The organism is Tropicibacter sp. Alg240-R139 (assembly GCF_900537075.1).
GTDB lineage: Bacteria > Pseudomonadota > Alphaproteobacteria > Rhodobacterales > Rhodobacteraceae > Falsiruegeria.
The window spans coordinates 372,086-389,817 of the sequence record NZ_UNRA01000001.1; the positions used below are offsets into that span (position 1 = coordinate 372,086).

Annotated in this window: 15 protein-coding genes; all 15 read left to right on the top strand. The window is 58.8% G+C overall.

Features of this window, described 5'->3' with window-relative positions:
* The 15 genes from G6R15_RS01870 to G6R15_RS01940 all read left to right on the top strand — a co-directional run bounded on the left by G6R15_RS01870 (position 1) and on the right by G6R15_RS01940 (position 17,696).
* Positions 1 to 963, top strand: coding sequence for a DUF2927 domain-containing protein (locus G6R15_RS01870; protein WP_240336643.1), 963 nt, complete (start codon positions 1 to 3; stop codon positions 961 to 963).
* A 303-nt stretch (positions 964 to 1,266) separates the two neighbouring features.
* Entirely contained in the window at positions 1,267 to 2,427 is a 1,161-nt protein-coding gene (locus G6R15_RS01875; RefSeq protein ID WP_164658091.1) for an SPFH domain-containing protein, read from the top strand.
* A 3-nt stretch (positions 2,428 to 2,430) separates the two neighbouring features.
* The gene (locus G6R15_RS01880) at positions 2,431 to 2,958 is read left to right on the top strand and encodes a cytochrome b (RefSeq protein WP_164658092.1); all 528 of its coding nucleotides are present in this window, start codon (positions 2,431 to 2,433) and stop codon (positions 2,956 to 2,958) included.
* Positions 2,959 to 2,970: 12 nt separating this feature from the next.
* Positions 2,971 to 4,065 carry a TFIIB-type zinc finger domain-containing protein gene (locus G6R15_RS01885; protein WP_164658093.1) on the top strand — a complete coding sequence of 365 codons (1,095 nt, stop codon included), beginning with the start codon at positions 2,971 to 2,973 and terminating at the stop codon, positions 4,063 to 4,065.
* A gap of 200 nt (positions 4,066 to 4,265) precedes the next feature.
* Positions 4,266 to 6,293: an NADH:flavin oxidoreductase gene (locus G6R15_RS01890; RefSeq protein ID WP_164658094.1), complete on the top strand. Its 2,028-nt coding sequence runs from the start codon at positions 4,266 to 4,268 to the stop codon at positions 6,291 to 6,293.
* A gap of 108 nt (positions 6,294 to 6,401) precedes the next feature.
* Positions 6,402 to 7,070, top strand: a complete 669-nt coding sequence (locus G6R15_RS01895; protein WP_164658095.1) for a nitroreductase — start codon at positions 6,402 to 6,404, stop codon at positions 7,068 to 7,070.
* On the top strand, positions 7,058 to 7,960 hold the full coding sequence (locus tag G6R15_RS01900; protein WP_255456099.1) for a carbohydrate kinase: 903 nt from the start codon (positions 7,058 to 7,060) through the stop codon (positions 7,958 to 7,960). Before G6R15_RS01895 ends, G6R15_RS01900 begins: the two co-directional genes overlap by 13 nt.
* On the top strand, positions 7,957 to 8,397 hold the full coding sequence (gene dtd, locus G6R15_RS01905) for a D-aminoacyl-tRNA deacylase (protein ID WP_164658097.1): 441 nt from the start codon (positions 7,957 to 7,959) through the stop codon (positions 8,395 to 8,397). Before G6R15_RS01900 ends, dtd begins: the two co-directional genes overlap by 4 nt.
* Complete coding sequence (locus G6R15_RS01910; RefSeq protein ID WP_164658098.1) at positions 8,394 to 9,497, top strand: DUF4147 domain-containing protein; 1,104 nt, start codon at positions 8,394 to 8,396, stop codon at positions 9,495 to 9,497. The genes dtd and G6R15_RS01910 overlap by 4 nt, the downstream gene beginning before the upstream one ends.
* Before the next feature lie 88 nt (positions 9,498 to 9,585).
* Positions 9,586 to 11,580: a CocE/NonD family hydrolase gene (locus tag G6R15_RS01915; protein WP_164658099.1), complete on the top strand. Its 1,995-nt coding sequence runs from the start codon at positions 9,586 to 9,588 to the stop codon at positions 11,578 to 11,580.
* Positions 11,581 to 11,698: 118 nt separating this feature from the next.
* Entirely contained in the window at positions 11,699 to 13,288 is a 1,590-nt protein-coding gene (locus tag G6R15_RS01920) for an ABC transporter substrate-binding protein (protein WP_164658100.1), read from the top strand.
* A 12-nt stretch (positions 13,289 to 13,300) separates the two neighbouring features.
* A complete protein-coding gene (locus tag G6R15_RS01925) occupies positions 13,301 to 14,257 on the top strand; it encodes an ABC transporter permease (RefSeq protein ID WP_164658101.1) in 957 nt (318 codons plus the stop codon).
* Complete coding sequence (locus G6R15_RS01930; RefSeq protein ID WP_164659239.1) at positions 14,257 to 15,072, top strand: ABC transporter permease; 816 nt, start codon at positions 14,257 to 14,259, stop codon at positions 15,070 to 15,072. Before G6R15_RS01925 ends, G6R15_RS01930 begins: the two co-directional genes overlap by 1 nt.
* The gene (locus tag G6R15_RS01935; protein WP_164658102.1) at positions 15,069 to 16,706 is read left to right on the top strand and encodes an ABC transporter ATP-binding protein; all 1,638 of its coding nucleotides are present in this window, start codon (positions 15,069 to 15,071) and stop codon (positions 16,704 to 16,706) included. The genes G6R15_RS01930 and G6R15_RS01935 overlap by 4 nt, the downstream gene beginning before the upstream one ends.
* Before the next feature lie 153 nt (positions 16,707 to 16,859).
* Positions 16,860 to 17,696, top strand: a complete 837-nt coding sequence (locus G6R15_RS01940; RefSeq protein ID WP_164658103.1) for an alkaline phosphatase family protein — start codon at positions 16,860 to 16,862, stop codon at positions 17,694 to 17,696.
* The last annotated feature ends 36 nt before the right edge of the window (positions 17,697 to 17,732 follow it).

Consider the following 17,732-nt stretch of genomic DNA (forward strand, 5'->3'; position numbering starts at 1 on the left):
GTGAAGGCCAAGGGGTACATAGGCTTGCGCATAGTGGCGGCATTGGCCGCTCTTGTGGCGTTGTCAGCTTGTGACCCGACGCCCCGCACGACCCCCTTTCCCCAAACCCGACCCGCGGGGCTGGCCCCAATCGGGGACGAAGTGACGCCCCAATCTGCTGTCAGTCAGGATCTGGCGCGATATTACGAGAAGGTTCAAAACGATCTTCTGACGCGCGGCCTGTTGCGCACCGATGGCGGCGGGCCGGACACGCCCTATGACGCAGGTGACCTGGCAAGAAACTTCGAGACCATTGCATTTTTCGACGAGTACCGGCCCGGCGGGCTGACGTCGTCGGGGCGCGGATCAAGTGGACAGCTTAGCCGTTGGAACGGCCCCGTTCGCGTCAATACCGAGTTCGGTGCTTCTGTTCCGCTGGAACAGCGCGCGACCGACAAGGCCAACGTTGATGCCTATGTTGCACGCCTAGCACGGATCACCGGGCACCCGATCAACACCGCCTCGCGCAATGCAAACTTTCATGTCTTTGTCGCAGGCGAAGACGACAGCGATTTCCTGCAGGCCCGACTAAAGCAGTTGATCCCCTCGATCAGCCGCGAAGAGCTGGCAATCTTCCGCGATTTGCCCCAGTCGTTCTATTGTCTGGTCGTGGCCGTGTCCGGCAATGGCACGCCCTATAACTACACCCGCGCCGTGGCGCTGATCCGGGCCGAGCACCCCGACCTTGTACGCCTGTCCTGCGTGCACGAAGAGATCGCCCAAGGTCTGGGCCTGCCCAACGACAGTCCGCGCGCGCGCCCCTCGATCTTCAACGATGACGATGAATTTGCCCTGTTGACCAGCCATGACGAGAAGCTGTTGATGATGCTCTACGATCCCCGGCTGAAACCGGGCCTCACAGCAGAAGAGGCCCGTCCCGTGGTCAACATTCTGGCGCGCGAAGCGATGGGACAATCGCTCTAGATCATGCGCCTAAGGATTGCGGTCCTCTCCCGTGACCGGTTCCGAAAAAGACCAAACTGGCGTTCTGCGGTGCCGCGCCTGGCCGAAGGTCAGGCGCACGGCCCAACCGAGCAATGGCCCGCCAGGGCTTGTAGCGAGGGCGGGAGCCACCTGAGCCGATTTACGCTGACAACAAACATCGTGCATCTCTGTTTACGGGGATGATTTCAGATGCTTTCTCACTTTCAGCCGAGGTCAGTCTTGCGTAGATTTGCCTTGCGAAACGGGTATAGTTTCGCACAAGCGACATGGGAGCCGCAGATCATGGGTATTTTCGATTTTCTCTCGGGGCAATTCATCGACGTCATTCATTGGGTCGATGATACGCGGGACACAATGGTCTGGCGGTTCGAGCGTGAAGGGCACGAAATCAAATACGGCGCCAAGCTGACCGTGCGCGAAGGTCAGGCAGCCGTGTTTGTGCATGAGGGGCAATTGGCGGATGTGTTCACGCCCGGTCTTTATATGCTCGAGACCAACAACATGCCGATCATGACGACACTGCAGCACTGGGACCATGGGTTCAAATCGCCCTTCAAGTCCGAGATCTATTTCGTCAACACAACGCGGTTCAACGACCTCAAATGGGGCACCAAGAACCCGATCATGCTGCGCGATCCGGAATTTGGGCCGACCCGCATCCGAGCGTTTGGCACCTATACTGTGCGCGTCAAGGACCCTGCCCGTTTCCTGATAGAGATCGTGGGGACCGACGGCGAGTTCACCATGGACGAGATCTCGTTCCAGGTGCGCAATATCATTGTACAGGAATTTTCCCGCGTCATTTCCGGCTCGGGCATCCCGGTTCTGGATATGGCCGCCAACACCGCCGATCTGGGCAAGCTGATCGCGGCCGAAGTCTCGCCCGTGCTGGAAGGCTATGGGTTGGGGATGCCCGAATTCTACATCGAAAACATCTCGCTTCCACCTGCGGTCGAGGCGGCGTTGGACAAGCGCACGTCAATGGGCTTGGCAGGCGATCTGGGCAAGTTCACGCAATATTCCGCAGCCGAAGCGATGACCGCTGCAGCCAGCACGCCAAACAGTGGCATGGGCGCAGGTCTTGGCATGGGAATGGGCATGGCCCTAGCTCAACAAATGGGAGCACAACAGATGGGCAACATGGCAGCGGGTCAACCGACAGGTCCATGGGGCACCCGTCCCGCCCCCGCTGCGCCGCAAGCAGCAGCGCCTGTTGCACCGCCGCCCCCACCGCCGGTCGAGCATGTCTGGCATATCGCGGTGGATGGGGTCACATCCGGCCCGTTCTCGAAAGCCAAACTGGGGCGCATGGCAACCACCGACGATATCACGCGCGAAACCTTTGTCTGGACTGCTGGTCAGGATGGTTGGAAACGCGCCGAGGATGTGCAGGAGCTGGCACAGCTGTTCACTATCCTGCCGCCCCCACCCCCCGGTGCATGATCCATGAACCGACGCTCTGTGTTGAAATGGATGCATTGGCTGTCGGCTGGTTTGATCGGGTATTTCTTTCTGGTTGAACCAGACGAACTGCCCGCCGACCCCGGCGCGGGCCTCAGCACGCACGCTGGCATGGGGCTGCTGCTGGCGATTGTTGTCGGCATTTGGACGTTGATCTATCTACGCAAGGGATTGGCCGGGCGTCCCGGACCCAAATTGCCTCGCCCGCTCAAGCCGCTGCACCCCCTGTCCCACAAGGCTTTGCAATTGGGCATGCCGATCGTCGTGGCAACAGGCGCCATGGCAGGGCTTGTCGCCCCATTTGCCATTCACGCTTTTGGCTGGTTGCAGATCAACCCTGGCATTGGCAGCAAGACTATCCACGACTTGGCGCAAGAAATCCATGAAATCGCGTTTGATGCCCTTGTTCTGGTGGTGATCGCCCACATCGTCTTTCACCTGTGGCGACACCTCTGGCTAAAGGACAACGCTCTGCGTATCATGGTACCACGCATTCTGCACAAATACCTTTGACGGAGCCTGTGGATGACCCCTCCCGTGGATGAGCACCGATTTCCCTGCGACCAATGCGGTTCGGATTACCGGTTCAATCCTGGGGATGGTACTCTGACCTGCGACCACTGCGGACACTCCGAAACAATCAGCGCCGGTCCCTGGAAAGGGGCCAGCCTGCGAGAGTTGGACTTCGACGCCGCCTTAGCCCAGGATCTGCCCGAGTCCGAGATCGAAGAAACCCGGGTCCTGAGTTGCCCCAACTGCGCCGCTCAGGTCGAGTTCGATCCCGATACCCATGCCGCCGAATGCCCGTTCTGTGCAACGCCCGTTGTGACCGGCACTGGCGTCAGCCGTCACATCAAACCACGCGGCGTACTGCCCTTTGCCCTGGACGAACGTTCGGCCCATGGGGCGATGAGCGATTGGTTGGGCGCCTTGTGGTTTGCGCCCAACGGGCTCAGGGAATACGCCCGAAAGGGACGCAAAATGCAGGGCATTTATGTGCCTTATTGGACCTTTGATGCTGACACCAAGTCGAGCTACCGGGGGGAACGCGGCATAGTCTACTATGAGACCCGCACTGTCATGCGCGACGGCAAACAGGTCACGGAACAGGTGCCCAAGGTCCGCTGGTCGCCCAGATCGGGCCGGGTTGCCCGGTTCTTTGACGATGTGCTGGTGTTGGCCTCGACCAGCCTGCCGAAGTCCTACACCGATGCGCTGGAACCCTGGGATCTGCCCGCGTTAGAGCCCTATCAGCCGCAGTATCTGGCCGGGTTCCGGGCCGAGGCCTATACCGTCGAGCTGAAAGACGGCTATACCGAAGCACGTGGCCATATGGCACGCGTGATCGAACGCGATGTGCGGTTCGATATCGGCGGCGATCAGCAGCGCATTCATGACATCGACACCACGATCTCGGACGTGACGTTCAAGCACATCCTGCTGCCGGTCTGGCTGGCGGCATACAAGTATCGCGGCAAGACCTATCGCTTTGTCGTCAACGGACGCACGGGGCGGGTGCAAGGCGAGCGTCCCTGGTCGGCGATCAAGATCACCATCGCCGTGACACTGGGCCTGCTGGCGGCTGCGGGACTGGGCTATCTGGTGGCGACAAACCAGTAACAATTACCCTATTCGGGACAAACAAACCCGGCCATACCTGTCGACCCAAGTTCAGCAAGCGCAGCTCGTGTCGCCTAAATGTACGCATATGTCGGCGAGAGTGAATTACCCGGTCGCATCACCAGTTACTTTGCGGTCAGGTCGATTTCGTGGGCTTTGAGTGAATTACTCCTATCGGCCGATCATGGAGCAGTGCAATCATGACCAGTCTTCTCGCCCCATTCAAACTTAAGCATCTGACGTTGCGCAATCGTATCGTCAGCACATCGCACGCGCCCAATTTTGTCGAAAACGGTCACCCGCGTGACAGATACCGTTTGTATCATGAAGAAAAAGCCAAAGGTGGCGTCGCACTGACGATGGTTGGCGGCTCTACAAACATCGCGCCCGACAGCCCTTCGGTTTTTGGCCAACTCTATGCTGGCGATGACAGTATCATCCCGTGGTTCCAAAAACTTACTGGCGGGGTGCGCAAACACGGTGCAGCCGTCATGTGCCAGATCACCCATATGGGGCGGCGGACTGCTTGGGACGATGGGCACTGGTTGCCGGTTCTTGCCCCATCCGGGGTGCGCGAGCGCGCGCATCGGGCGTTTCCCAAGGTGATGGAGCACCAGGACATAGATCGTATCGTCGAGGACTTTGTCGCAGCTGCGCGTCGCTGCCAGCAAGGCGGGTTCGACGGAATTGAACTGTTGTCCCACTCTCACCTTTTAGGGCAATTTCTGTCACCAACAACCAATCAACGAGAGGATGATTACGGCGGCTCCCTTGAAAACCGGATGCGCCTGACCACGCGAATTCTGGATGGGGTGCGTGCTGAGATTGGCCCCGATTTCATCTTATCGATGCGCATAACTGGCGACGAACTGACCGAAGGTGGATTGGACGTAAACGAATGCATAGCCGCAGCAAAATTGTTGGAAAAGACCGGTCAGGTAGATCTGCTCAACATCCTTGCAGGCGCGCCTTATGATGATCTGGGCCTTGCAGAATGGGTTCGCCCCATGGGCCTTCCAGCCGCGCCGCATATAACTGTGGCCGGGCGTATCCGCGAGGCTGTCAAACTGCCGATCCTTCACGCAGGTGGTATTGCCGATATTGCCACGGCACACCATGCGATAACGGGCGGGCATGTTGATCTTGTCGGAATGACGCGTGCCCAGATGGCCGATCCATATCTGGTCGAGAAACTGGCACGAGGTGAAGAAGCGCGCATTCGCCCCTGTGTCGGTTTGGGGTACTGCGTGGACAGGGTCAATCAGGGCAAGCCCGCCGTCTGTGGTCACAATGCCGCCACCGGGCGCGAACAGAGCCTTCCCCATAAAGTCCCCGCCAGTGAAACCCATAAGAAAGTGGTCGTGGTGGGTGGTGGCCCCGGAGGCCTCGAAGCCGCACGTGTTAGCGCCTTGCGAGGACATGAGGTTGTCTTGTTCGAAGCGTCTGACCGGTTGGGCGGGCAGCTGAATTTAGCTGCCAAAGGCCAGACGCGTAGGCATATTTGGGGCGTTGCAGATTGGCTGATCTCTGAGGTGAGTGCCCTTGGCGTCGACATCCGCCTGAACACATTCGCCGAGGTCAAGGATGTCCAGGTCGAAGCACCGGATCTGGTCGTGGTTGCAACGGGTGGCTGGCCGCCGCCAAAGGGTATACCAGGCGGCAACCTGACCGTATCCAGCTGGGACGTTTTGTCGGGTCAGGTCCGGATGTCCGGTAATGTCCTGTTGATCGACGAGATCGGCGATCACCCCGCGGCGGTCACTGCCGATTTTCTGTCGCGCCAAGGCCACAGGGTCGAGTTCGCGACGCCAGACCGCGCATTGCTTCATGATCTGGGTCCGACCACAAGTGCTGTCGCCCTGCGCGACCTAAGCGCGAACAACGTCAGTTTCACATGCCTGAATGAACTCATAGCTCTGCTCAGGAACGGGAACAAGATCACTGCACAATTGCGCCATGTCCTGACAGGAAGCATCACCGAACGGTGTGTCGACCATGTTGTTCTGGAACAAGGTCTGTGCCCTATGGACGACTTGTACTTTGCGCTGCAACCGTACTCAAAAAATTTCGGTCAGCTTGACCATGCTGCCCTGATAGCCGGGACTTATCCGTTCCCGCACACTGATCAGAACGGTCAGTTTCTTCTTGCCCGAATTGGCGACGCGGTGACCGGGCGCAACATGCACGCCGCGATTTTGGATGCCATGCGCGTCTGCATTGCCTTTTGAATCCTGCGCTTTCAACAACCCGGATCTGCGATACATCTACGTTCCCAGCGTCAGGGCTTGCGCCGCTCCTATACGCCCGTCAAGGTGCGGCGCAAAAGGAGACTGCCCATGTCATATGACGCCCTGAACGAACTGCTAAGCACCCGACATTCCTGTCGCGCCTTTCGGTCGGAACCAGTGCCGCGTGACGTAATCAAACAGATCCTGACAGCAGCACAGCGCGTGCCCAGCTGGTGTAACGCGCAACCCTGGCAGGTCGTCGTCACCAGCGGCGCCGAGACCGACAACTTTCGCACGGCGTTGCAGAACGAAGTTACAAGCGGCGCACCCAAACCCGATTTGCCTTTTCCATCCACTTACGCAGGTGTCTATCAGGACCGCCGCCGTACCTGTGGGTGGGCCCTTTATGAGGCGGTTGGAGTCGAAAAAGGGGATCGCGCCGGTTCAGCCCAGCAGATGATGCAGAATTTTGCCCTGTTTGGTGCGCCACACTGCGCGATTTTACACAGCCCTGCCGATTTGGGGCCATATGGCGCGATGGACACTGGCGGCTACGTGACCGCATTTACTCTGGCTGCACAGGCCCTTGGCGTTGCAACCATCCCGCAGGCAGCAGTAGCCTCGTACGGGCCATTCCTGCACCGGTATTTTGCCATCCCCGAAGATCGCCTGATCCTATGCGCAGTCTCGTTTGGATATTCTGAAACAGATCACCCGGCCAACGGGTTTCGAACCGATCGGGCCGATCTGGATGACGCCGTGACATGGCGGGGGTAAGCCCCCCTTGCATCTTGTGCTGCGGCGAAGCGGTGATGGATCTTGTCCCACTCGCGGACGGTTCAGATGCGCTGCTCCCCGTCGTGGGCGGCGCAGCCGTCAATTGCGCGGTTGCGCTTTCACGCCTTGGTGTCTCTGTCGGCTTTGTTGGCGCCCTGTCCACCGACGCCATCGGTGAACGCATATTCGAGCACTTGCTGCGGCAAGGGGTCGATACGTCGTTGACACATCAAAGTGCAAAACCCTCGACTTTGGCAGTGGCACAGCTCTTGCCGGATGGCATTCGCTTTACTCTATTCGATGAGAACAGCGCGGGTCGGTCTATTACGACAGATCAGCTACCCACCATTCCCAAAAACACCCAGGCCTTGGTTTTTGGCGGCATCAGCCTTGCACACGCCCCTGCCGCGGCTGCATTCGAGCTGATGATAACCCGCGCGGGACGCAGGGTAACGTGGTTGGATCTGAACATTCGCCCTTCCGTGATTGGGGACGCGGAAGACTATCGTGCTCGCCTGATCCGCATGATCCGCCTTGCATCCGTCGTCAAAGTCTCGGACGAGGATTTGGACTGGTTTGGCCCGCTGCCCGATCTGCGCGACGATCAGCTTTTGCTGCACACATGTGGGGCCGCAGGTGCCGAGGCTCGGATGGGAAGCTGGGGATGCCACGTCCCTGCCCCCAAGGTCGAGGTTCGCGACACAGTTGGCGCAGGCGACACATTCAATGCCGGAGTTCTCGCATCCTTGGTTCATTCAGATGTGCTAGGGCCCATGGCAAAGATCGACAAACCCTCACTGGTCGCCGCCATCGCTTTTGGCGTCCGCGCGGCCTCGTTCAGCGTCAACCACGCCGGGGCACATGCCCCAACTCAGAAGGAAATCGAATGAGAGCTTTGGTACAACGGGTCTCGCGCGCCTCCGTCACTGTTGAGGGAGAAGTTATCGGCGAGATTGGCCAGGGATTGCTGATTTTGGTCTGCGCAATGCAGGGCGACACCGCGGTGCAGTCAGAGCAGTTGGCTAACAAGATATCGAAGCTGCGAATCTTCATGGATGAGGCGGGCAAAATGAACCGTTCGCTTAAAGATATCGGTGGGGCGGCTTTGATCGTCAGCCAGTTTACACTGGCCGCCGACACCGCGCGCGGCAATCGCCCCGGATTTTCCACTGCAGCCCGGCCCGACGATGGCGAGCGGCTGTATCTAGATTTTTCCGAGCGCGTAGCGAACTTGGGCATCCCAGTAGCGACAGGCAAGTTCGGCGCGGACATGGCGGTTGACTTGATCAACGATGGTCCGGTCACGATCTGGATGGACACCGAATGACACCGCAGGAGCAAGCCCACGCGATCTGGCAGGCAGGCGTGGATGCTGTTGGCGGCTATGTCGCAACCGAAAAAGCATTGCAGACCACCTCGCGCCCCGACTGCATTCTGGCCGTCGGCAAGGCGGCCGCCGCGATGGCACAAGCAGCCATTGCTTGCTTTCCCGAAACGCCTTGTCTGGTCGTAACCAAAGACGGTCACGACCTTGGCCTGCCCAAAAGCGTCGAACTGATCGAAGCCGCCCACCCGGTTCCCGACGCCCGCAGCCTGACCGCAGGGCGCGCCCTGCGCCAATCAGTCGAAGCGATGCCTGCTGGCAGCGCCCTGTTGCTGCTGGTGTCTGGTGGGGCCTCCTCTCTGGCCGAGGATCTGGTGGAAGGTCGTGATCTGGACGACCTGACCACGCTGAACAAGCGATTGTTGGCCGAGGGACTGGACATCACCGCCATGAACGCGGAACGGCGCAAGATCTCACGCGTGAAGGGCGGCAATCTGCTTGCCGGCTTCAGGGGGCACCGGGTTGATGTTCTGGCGATCTCGGATGTGCCCGGCGACGATCTGATGGTCATCGGATCAGGTGTCGGCGCTTTGCCAGATCACCATGATTTTGAGGCACACGCGCGGATCATTGCAAGCAACGCTCATGCCCGTGAAGCGGCGGCGCAGAAAGCTGCAACACTGGGGCTTGAGGTTGTGGCCAATTCAGAGTCTCTTCATCAGGACCTGCCCACATTAGCTGCGCATATGGGAGAGCAGCTTCGCAATATGACGCCCGGTGTGGCCGTCTTGGGCGGGGAACCAACGGTTGTTCTGCCCGAAAATCCAGGCCACGGCGGACGCAACCAGGCGCTCGCACTGGCCTTGGCCAAAGAGATCAAGGGCGAAGAAAATCTAACCATTTTGGTGGGCGGAACCGATGGCTCCGACGGCCCGACAAACGCCGCTGGCGGCATTGTCGATGGGACAACTTGGTCCGACTCGGCAGAGGCGTTTTTGATAGCTGCCGACAGCGGGTCCTATCTGGCCCAGAAGGACGCGCTTTTGATGACAGGGCCCACAGGCACCAACGTCATGGACCTGTTGATCGCCATCCGCACTTAGACCTCATGACAACACCTGTCGTGAATCGCCTTTCGCCAGTCGCTTCCCGTGCTTGACGTGCCGCTTGTCGACCGGAACAGTCAGGGGCATGACGAACCCCAATACCTTGCTCGACATCGAAGAGTTTCCCGACGTCGGAATAATCCTGTCAGATGGTTGCCGCCTGTCGGCCCGAGTTTGGCTGCCAAAGGACGCTGGCACTGCGCCGGTTCCCGCCATTCTGGAGTACCTGCCCTATCGTAAACGCGACGGCACTTGTGCGCGCGATGCGCTGACCCATCCTTACATGGCCAAACGCGGCTATGCCTGCATCCGGGTCGACATCCGGGGCAACGGCGACAGCCAAGGGTTGATGGGGGATGAGTATTCTCAGCAAGAACTTGATGACGCGGTCGAGGTGATCAACTGGCTGGCGGCGCAGGACTGGTGCAGCGGAAGCGTCGGTATGATGGGGATCAGCTGGGGTGGTTTCAACGCGCTGCAGGTGGCAGCAATGCAACCCGAGCCGCTCAAGGCGGTTGTTTCCCTGTGCTCGACTGCGGACCGTTATGCCGACGATATCCACTACAAAGGCGGGTGCCTGCTAAACGAAAACCTCGGCTGGGGCGCGACCATGTGGTCGTTTTCGTCCCGCGCACCGGACCCCGCCCTAGTTGGGGACAGATGGCGCGAAATGTGGATGGAGCGGCTGGAGAACGAGCCTTTCCTGCCCACGGTATGGCTACGCCATCAAACGCGCGATGAATATTGGCTGCATGGCTCAATCTGCGAGGATTTCTCGGCCATCCGTACCCCGGTATTGACCTTCAGCGGCTGGGGTGACAGCTACATGAACACCGTGCCACTACTGGTCGAAAACCTGTCGGTGCCAACCAAGGGCATCAACGGGCCCTGGATCCACAAGTACCCCCATTTCGCCATCCCCGGTCCGCGCATCGGGTTCCTGCAAGAGGCCCTGCGTTGGTGGGACCGTTGGCTCAAAGGTGTCGAAAATGGGGCCGAGGATGACCCGGATTACCGCGCCTATGTGATGGACGGGATAGCGCCAGAACGCCGGTCCGAACACCGAAACGGGCGTTGGATTGCCGAGGCCGAGGGGGCAACCGCCCACCTCCCCACGCAGACCTGGCATCTGAGCGACCATGGTCTGGGGCCGCAGGGGCCACTGGATCAATCCATCAAGAGCCCTCTGCACTGCGGCATGGAATGTGGTGAATACGGGAGCTTCTGGGCTGGCCCAGAATTACCGGGAGATCAACGGGTGGATGACGCCTTGGCCTGTTGTTTTGACAGTGGCCCACTGGATCAGGATCTGGACATAGTTGGCGCACCGCGCATCAAGCTGGCGCTTAGCTCGGACAAATCGCAGGCACAGATTGCAGTACGGTTAAACCATGTGCTGCCCGATGGTACCTCTTCTCGTATCACTTATGGTATTCTGAATTTGTCTCATCGTGACAGCCACAGTGATCCTGCGCCGCTGGAGCCAGGAAAAAGCTACGACGTCACACTAGACTTGGATCATATCGCCTATCGCGTGCCGAGGGGGCACCGCTTGAGGCTGGCCGTTTCGACCAGCTACTGGCCCATGATCTGGCCTTCGCCGGACAGGCCGACTTTGTCTCTCAGCCAGGGACAAATCGACCTGCCTGTGCGATCTGCCAGGGCGAAGGACGAATGGACCTTTCCACCGGCTGATGCAGATGAACCGTGGAAGACCACCGTTCTGAAAGAAGGTTCCAACACACGCCGCACCGAGATCGATCAGTCCACAGGCAAAGTGCGGCTGATCATTGTGGACGACAATGGCAAATCTGTTGATGACGACCACGGACTGATGACCGCAAGCGTGGCCCGGGAAACATGGGTGATTCACCCCGATGACCCTCATTCTGCGCGCGGAACCTGTCATTGGACGGATGAAATGGGGCGTGATGACTGGAATATTCGCACGGAAACACATTGTGAAATGTGGGCAGATGACGCAGATTTCCACCTCAAAGCCAGCTTGTTTGCTTATGAAAACGACACCCTTGTATACAAACGCGACCTGAGCGATAAAATTCCAAGAACCGAAATGTAACTTCGGTCAGGGCAAAGCTCATCATTCAGGCTTGCCCGATGGGGGGAAATACGCAAACCTTGACTCACCAATCAACAAAAACAGCGCAACACGCGCGACCACTCAACGGGAGTAATCCATGAAAGACCAACTTAATTATATGGCCCAAAATGTGACGGACGGGAAAATGACCCGCCGCGAGTTTATGGGCAAAGCTGCAGCACTCGGCGTTTCCGCCGCGGTCGCCAGCTCAATGTTTGCCGACGCTGCCAAGGCAGCCAGCCCAGTCAAGGGCGGTGTTTTGAAGATGGGTGTTCAGGGCGGCGAATCTACCAATTCCCAAGACCCGGCCCTGTGGGCATCGGATGTTCCGATTGCTGGCGGACGCAACTGGGGTGAAACCCTGGTCGAGGTTGGCCCCGATGGCAGCCTCGAAGGTTTAGTCGCGGAAAGCTGGGAAGGCTCGTCAGACGCCAAGACCTGGCGTTTCAAGATACGTCAAGGTATCGAGTTCTCGAACGGTAAGTCGGTTACCGCCGAAGACGTGATGCGCACCATGGAGCGTCACACCAACGAAGATTCGCAATCCGGTGCTCTGGGCATCGTCAAAGGCATCGAGTCGATGCGCGCGGACGGTGACGTTTTCGAACTGACCTTGGGCGTCGGTAACGCAGACATGCCCTATCTGATCGGCGACTATCACCTGGTGATTCAGCCAGATGGCGGCTTTGGTAACCCGACCGAGGCAGTTAGTACCGGTGCTTACACACTGGAGACTGACGAGCCTGGTGTTCGCATGACTTTCAAACGCAACCCGAACTATTGGGGCGGCGACGCTGTTGCCCACTATGACGGTGTTGAAGTGATCACCCTGAACGACGCAACCGCCCGTACCGCGGCGTTGCAATCCGGTCAGGTCGACATCATCAACCGCGTTGAGCCCAAGATCGCTCAACTGCTGGATCGCGCGCCGAACCTGGCGGTTCGCAACGTTTCGGGTCGTGGACACTATGTATTCATCATGCATGTGGACACCGCGCCGTTCGATGTGAACGAACTGCGTCTGGCGCTGAAATACGCCGTGAACCGCGAAGAGATGGTCGAGAAGATCCTGCGCGGCTATGGCGGTGTTGGCAACGACATGCCTATCAACGCGGCCTATCCGCTGTTTGACGAGTCCATCCCGCAACGTGCGCACGACATGGCTAAAGCCAAGGAGCACTATGAGAAGTCGGGCCACGACGGCTCGCCGATCATCCTCCGCACTGCAGACGGCGCCTTTCCGGGTGCTGTGGACGCAGCTGCTCTGTTCCAGCAGTCGGCTCAAGCGGCCGGCATCCCGCTGGAAATCAAGCGTGAACCCAACGATGGTTACTGGTCGGAAGTCTGGAACAAGCAGCCGTTCTGCTGCTCGTACTGGGGTGGCCGTCCGGTGCAGGACCAGATGTATTCGACAGCCTATCTGTCGACCGCAGACTGGAACGACACCCGTTGGAAGGTTGCCGCCTTTGACGAGATGCTCCTATCGGCACGCGCCGAGCTGGATGAGGCCAAGCGCAAGGCAACCTATTCGCAAATGGGTACCATGATCCGCGACGAAGGCGGGTTGATCCTGCCGATGTTCAACGACTTCATCGACGCCGTTTCAAACTCGGTTCAGGGTTACGAGCCCGATCCGAACGGTCCGGTCATGAACTGGTACGCGTCCAAGAAGACCTGGAAAGCCTAAGGTCTCGGACGGATGCATCCGATTGTGAAACTGGTCGCTCAACGCTTAGCGTTGGGCGCCCTCCTTCTCCTCGCCGCTTCGGCCCTGATTTTCGGGTTGACCGAAGCCCTTCCCGGAGATGCAGCGCAAGCCATCCTGGGACAAGCCGCAACCACAGAATCCCTTGCCAACCTGCGCGAGGAAATGGGTCTGGATCGACCCGCACTGACCCGCTATTTCGAATGGCTGGGTGGAATTATGACAGGCGACATGGGGCTCGCCCTGACCAACAAACTGGACATCGCGACAAGCATTCAGTCCCGCATGGCAAATACGCTGTTCCTGGCGTTCTGGGCTGCTTTGATTTCGGTGCCGCTGGCCATTCTTTTGGGGCTGATCGCCGTGCGTTATCAGAACCGCTGGCCGGACAAGATGATCTCGGGTGTCACTCTGGCCTCGATCTCGCTGCCCGAATTCATGATCGCCTATATCCTGATCTTCTTCTTCGCCGTGAAACTGTTCTGGGCGCCGTCATTTGCGAATATCTCGCCTTCGATGGACCTGTTGGACAAGCTGCACGCGATTGCGCTGCCCGTTGCCGTTCTGGTGATGGTGGTTCTGGCGCATATGATGCGTATGACCCGCGCTGCAATCCTGAACGTGATGCAGTCCGCCTATATTGAAACTGCCGAACTTAAGGGTTTGTCCGGTTTTCAGGTCATTGCGCGTCACGCTTTCCCGAACGCAATCGCGCCGATCGTCAACGTTGTGATGATCAACATGGCCTATCTGGTTGTGGGCGTCGTCGTAGTCGAGGTGGTGTTCGCCTATCCCGGCATGGGGCAGTATCTGGTGGACGCAGTGGTGAAACGTGATGTGCCGGTTGTGCTGGCTTGCGGTGTGATCTTTGCCGCAGTCTACATCCTGCTCAACATCTTTGCCGACGTCGTCTCAATTCTAACCAACCCAAGGCTGAGGCATCCCAAATGATGAAAAACATCCCTCTCTCAGCCATGATCGGATTGGTGATCACGGCAACCTACTTCATCGCAGCCGCCCTCGCCCCCATCATTACGCCCTATGGCATGGCCGAAGTTGTTGGCGACGTCTGGGAGCCATCTTCCGCGCAGCATCTGCTGGGCACTGACCAAATCGGTCGCGATCTGCTCAGCCGGATGATATACGGCGGGCGCACCACGATCTGGATCGCCACGCTGGCAACGATTCTCAGCTTTGTGACCGGTGCTTCGCTAGGCTTCTTTGCTGCCGTCACCGGCGGCTGGATTGATATGGCGCTATCGCGTCTGGTTGACCTGTTCATGTCGATCCCTTCGCTGATCCTGGCACTGGTTATCCTGTCGTCGATCGAGGCCACTGTCGTGACGCTGATCGTCCTCATGGGCTTGCTCGATTCAACCCGCGTCTATCGTCTGGCCCGAGCGGTCGCGGTGGACATCTCGGTCATGGATTATGTCGAGGCGGCGCGTCTGCGTGGTGAAAAGCTCAAATGGATCATCTTCCGTGAAATCCTGCCCAATGCTCTGTCGCCACTGGTCGCGGAACTGGGCCTGCGTTTCATCTTCATGGTTCTGTTCATTTCGACCCTGTCGTTCTTGGGTGTTGGCGTTCAGCCGCCGCTCGCGGATTGGGGTGGCATCGTGAAAGAGAACAAGGAAGGCATCAACTTTGGTATCGGTGCGGCACTCTACCCTGCCGTGGCCATCGCCACACTGGCGATCTCGGTCAACTTGGTCGCCGACTGGGTTCTGAACCGGACCACTTCGCTGAAAGGAGGCCGCGGATGAGCGACACTCTGCTGAAAGTACGCGGCCTTAAAATCGGCGCGACTGTCTACCCGCCCGGCGAAAAACCTCATGACATCGACATCGTGCACGGGGTCGATTTCGACCTCGAGCGCGGCAAGGTGTTGGGACTGATCGGGGAATCCGGGGCTGGTAAGTCAACCATCGGCCTGGCCTCAATGGCCTATGGCCGGGGCGGTGTCAAAATCACCGGTGGTGAGGTTTGGGTCAATGGCCGCGACGTCATGAAGTCGGGTCTCAAGGACATCCGCAAACTCCGCGGCGCCGAAGTGACATACGTGTCGCAATCGGCAGCGGCCTCGTTCAACCCGGCCAAAAAGATCATGGATCAGGTTGTAGAGGCGGCGGTGGAACAGAAGAAGTTCTCCCGTAAAGATGCCGAACAGCGGGCGCGGACCTTGTTTGCCAAGCTGGGTCTGCCCGATCCTGACAACATCGGTGAACGCTATCCGCACCAGGTGTCGGGTGGTCAGCTGCAACGCTGCATGACGGCCCTGGCCTTGTGTCCTGAACCGGATCTGGTGGTTTTTGACGAACCGACTACGGCTTTGGATGTGACAACCCAAATCGACGTTCTCATGGCCATCAAAGAGGCTATCGCAGACACAGGTGTTGGCGCGCTCTACATCACCCACGACTTGGCGGTTGTGGCACAAGTGAGCGACGACATCATGGTTTTGCGGATGGGCAACACCGTCGAATACGGCAACACCGATCAGATCATCAACAACCCGCAAGAAGAATACACGCAGGCGTTGGTGTCGGTGCGATCTATCGAGCACGAAGAAAAACCACCCACCCCGGAACCGGTGTTGACCGTGCGCAACATCACCGCGCGCTACAAGGGCACCAATTTCGACGTGCTTCATAACGTTAACGTCGAATTGCACCCTGGCCAAACCTTGGCTGTGGTGGGTGAATCCGGCTCGGGCAAGTCGACACTTGCACGGGTAATCACCGGCCTATTGCCACCGCGCGACGGGCAGATCGACTTCGCTGGTCGCACGCTCAGCGGCGATCTGGCGGGGCGCTCGCTTGAAGATCTGCGCGAGTTGCAGATGATCTATCAGATGGCTGACACGGCGATGAACCCGCGTCAGACGGTTGGTACGATCATCGGGCGCCCGCTGGAGTTCTATTTCGGCCTGCGGGGTGATGAAAAGCGCAAGCGGCTCATCGAGTTGCTGGATGAGATCGAACTGGGCGAAAAGTTCATGGACCGCTATCCGGCGGAACTGTCCGGCGGCCAGAAACAGCGCGTGTGTATCGCCCGCTCGCTCGCGGCCAAGCCCAAGATGATTATCTGTGACGAGGTGACATCGGCACTTGATCCGTTGGTGGCGGACGGCATTCTCAAGCTTCTGCTGGACCTGCAGAAGATCGAGAACGTGGCCTATCTGTTCATCACCCACGATCTGGCAACGGTCCGCGCGATCAGCGACAGTATCGCGGTGATGTATCAGGGTCGCGTTGCGCGCTATGGGTCGAAATCCGAAGTGCTCAGCCCGCCGTTCGACGATTACACTGACCTATTGCTCAGCTCGGTTCCCGAGATGAGGTTGGGTTGGCTGGAAGAGGTGGTCGCCAACCGCAAGATGGAGAGCGCCGGAAACTAAGACGTTTCATGACACCTCTATGAAGATTTGAAATCCCGGCGTTTTGCATCTTGGCAGGCGTCGGGATTTTACTATTGGGGGCGTGAATTGACCTGCATGGCCCACAGCGAGCCCTATGGTCGACTAAACCCGCGACGCGAAAAGGAGATCGCGATGGACCGGAAAGTTCTTTTGATCATTCTCGACGGTGTGCCCTGGCGCAACTTCCGTCGACTGTTTGGCAACCTCGAGGGGTGGGTCGACAGCGGCGATGCCCGCGTGTGGAAACTGCGCGCCGTGTTGCCGTCGATTTCGGCCAGCTGCTATGCTTCGATCCACACTGGCGTGGCCCCCGCCGAACACGGTTGCACCGGCAACGGCAATGTGTTTCGACTAAGCCACAAGGACGTGTTCAGCCAGGTGCGCGAAGGTGGCGGTGTGACTGGGGCGGTGACCCACAGCTTCTGGTCGCAGTTCTTCAACCGCCACCCGTTCGACTTTGTCCGCGACGTCGAATATGACGAACCTGACAGCAAGACGATCAACCACGGCCGCTTTCATTCGATGACAGGTTACGGCCACGACAACCAGATGACCCCGTCGGATGTGGACCTGTTCGGCACACTCACCAACCTCTCCCTGCGGTTTGGGTTGGACTATGGCATCTTACACACCTGCACGCTCGACAGTATGGGGCATCGGTTCTTTCACGACTGCCAACAGATGGACCACGCCTGTTTCGTGATGGACGAAATGCTGGCCCCCTTCATCCCCCGCTGGCGTCAGTTGGGTTATGACGTCATCGTCACCGCTGACCATGGGCAGGACGAGCGCGGCCACCACGGCGGGCGCGGGCCGCTGCAACAGGAAACGGCGCTGTACTACTTTGGCGATGCCGAAGGCCCAGCCGAGGACTACGTGATCGACCAGTTGCAACTCGCCCCGACCATCCTGTCGATGATGGGTGCGCCGGTGGCCGACACGATGAAGGCAGAGCCCTTCTTGAAGTAACTCCAGAACGGGGGAGCCTAAGGGCTCTCCCTCATT

What these genes read in the sequence shown, in the direction of transcription:
- dtd (WP_164658097.1), top strand. Translation starts at nt 7,957, where the DNA reads ATGAGAGCTTTGGTACAACGGGTCTCGCGCGCCTCCGTCACTGTTGAG.
- G6R15_RS01890 (WP_164658094.1), top strand. Translation starts at nt 4,266, where the DNA reads ATGACCAGTCTTCTCGCCCCATTCAAACTTAAGCATCTGACGTTGCGC.
- G6R15_RS01940 (WP_164658103.1), top strand. Translation starts at nt 16,860, where the DNA reads ATGGACCGGAAAGTTCTTTTGATCATTCTCGACGGTGTGCCCTGGCGC.
- G6R15_RS01930 (WP_164659239.1), top strand. Translation starts at nt 14,257, where the DNA reads ATGAAAAACATCCCTCTCTCAGCCATGATCGGATTGGTGATCACGGCA.
- G6R15_RS01900 (WP_255456099.1), top strand. Translation starts at nt 7,058, where the DNA reads ATGGCGGGGGTAAGCCCCCCTTGCATCTTGTGCTGCGGCGAAGCGGTG.
- G6R15_RS01925 (WP_164658101.1), top strand. Translation starts at nt 13,301, where the DNA reads ATGCATCCGATTGTGAAACTGGTCGCTCAACGCTTAGCGTTGGGCGCC.
- G6R15_RS01880 (WP_164658092.1), top strand. Translation starts at nt 2,431, where the DNA reads ATGAACCGACGCTCTGTGTTGAAATGGATGCATTGGCTGTCGGCTGGT.
- G6R15_RS01895 (WP_164658095.1), top strand. Translation starts at nt 6,402, where the DNA reads ATGTCATATGACGCCCTGAACGAACTGCTAAGCACCCGACATTCCTGT.
- G6R15_RS01910 (WP_164658098.1), top strand. Translation starts at nt 8,394, where the DNA reads ATGACACCGCAGGAGCAAGCCCACGCGATCTGGCAGGCAGGCGTGGAT.
- G6R15_RS01885 (WP_164658093.1), top strand. Translation starts at nt 2,971, where the DNA reads ATGACCCCTCCCGTGGATGAGCACCGATTTCCCTGCGACCAATGCGGT.
- G6R15_RS01920 (WP_164658100.1), top strand. Translation starts at nt 11,699, where the DNA reads ATGAAAGACCAACTTAATTATATGGCCCAAAATGTGACGGACGGGAAA.
- G6R15_RS01935 (WP_164658102.1), top strand. Translation starts at nt 15,069, where the DNA reads ATGAGCGACACTCTGCTGAAAGTACGCGGCCTTAAAATCGGCGCGACT.
- G6R15_RS01915 (WP_164658099.1), top strand. Translation starts at nt 9,586, where the DNA reads ATGACGAACCCCAATACCTTGCTCGACATCGAAGAGTTTCCCGACGTC.
- G6R15_RS01875 (WP_164658091.1), top strand. Translation starts at nt 1,267, where the DNA reads ATGGGTATTTTCGATTTTCTCTCGGGGCAATTCATCGACGTCATTCAT.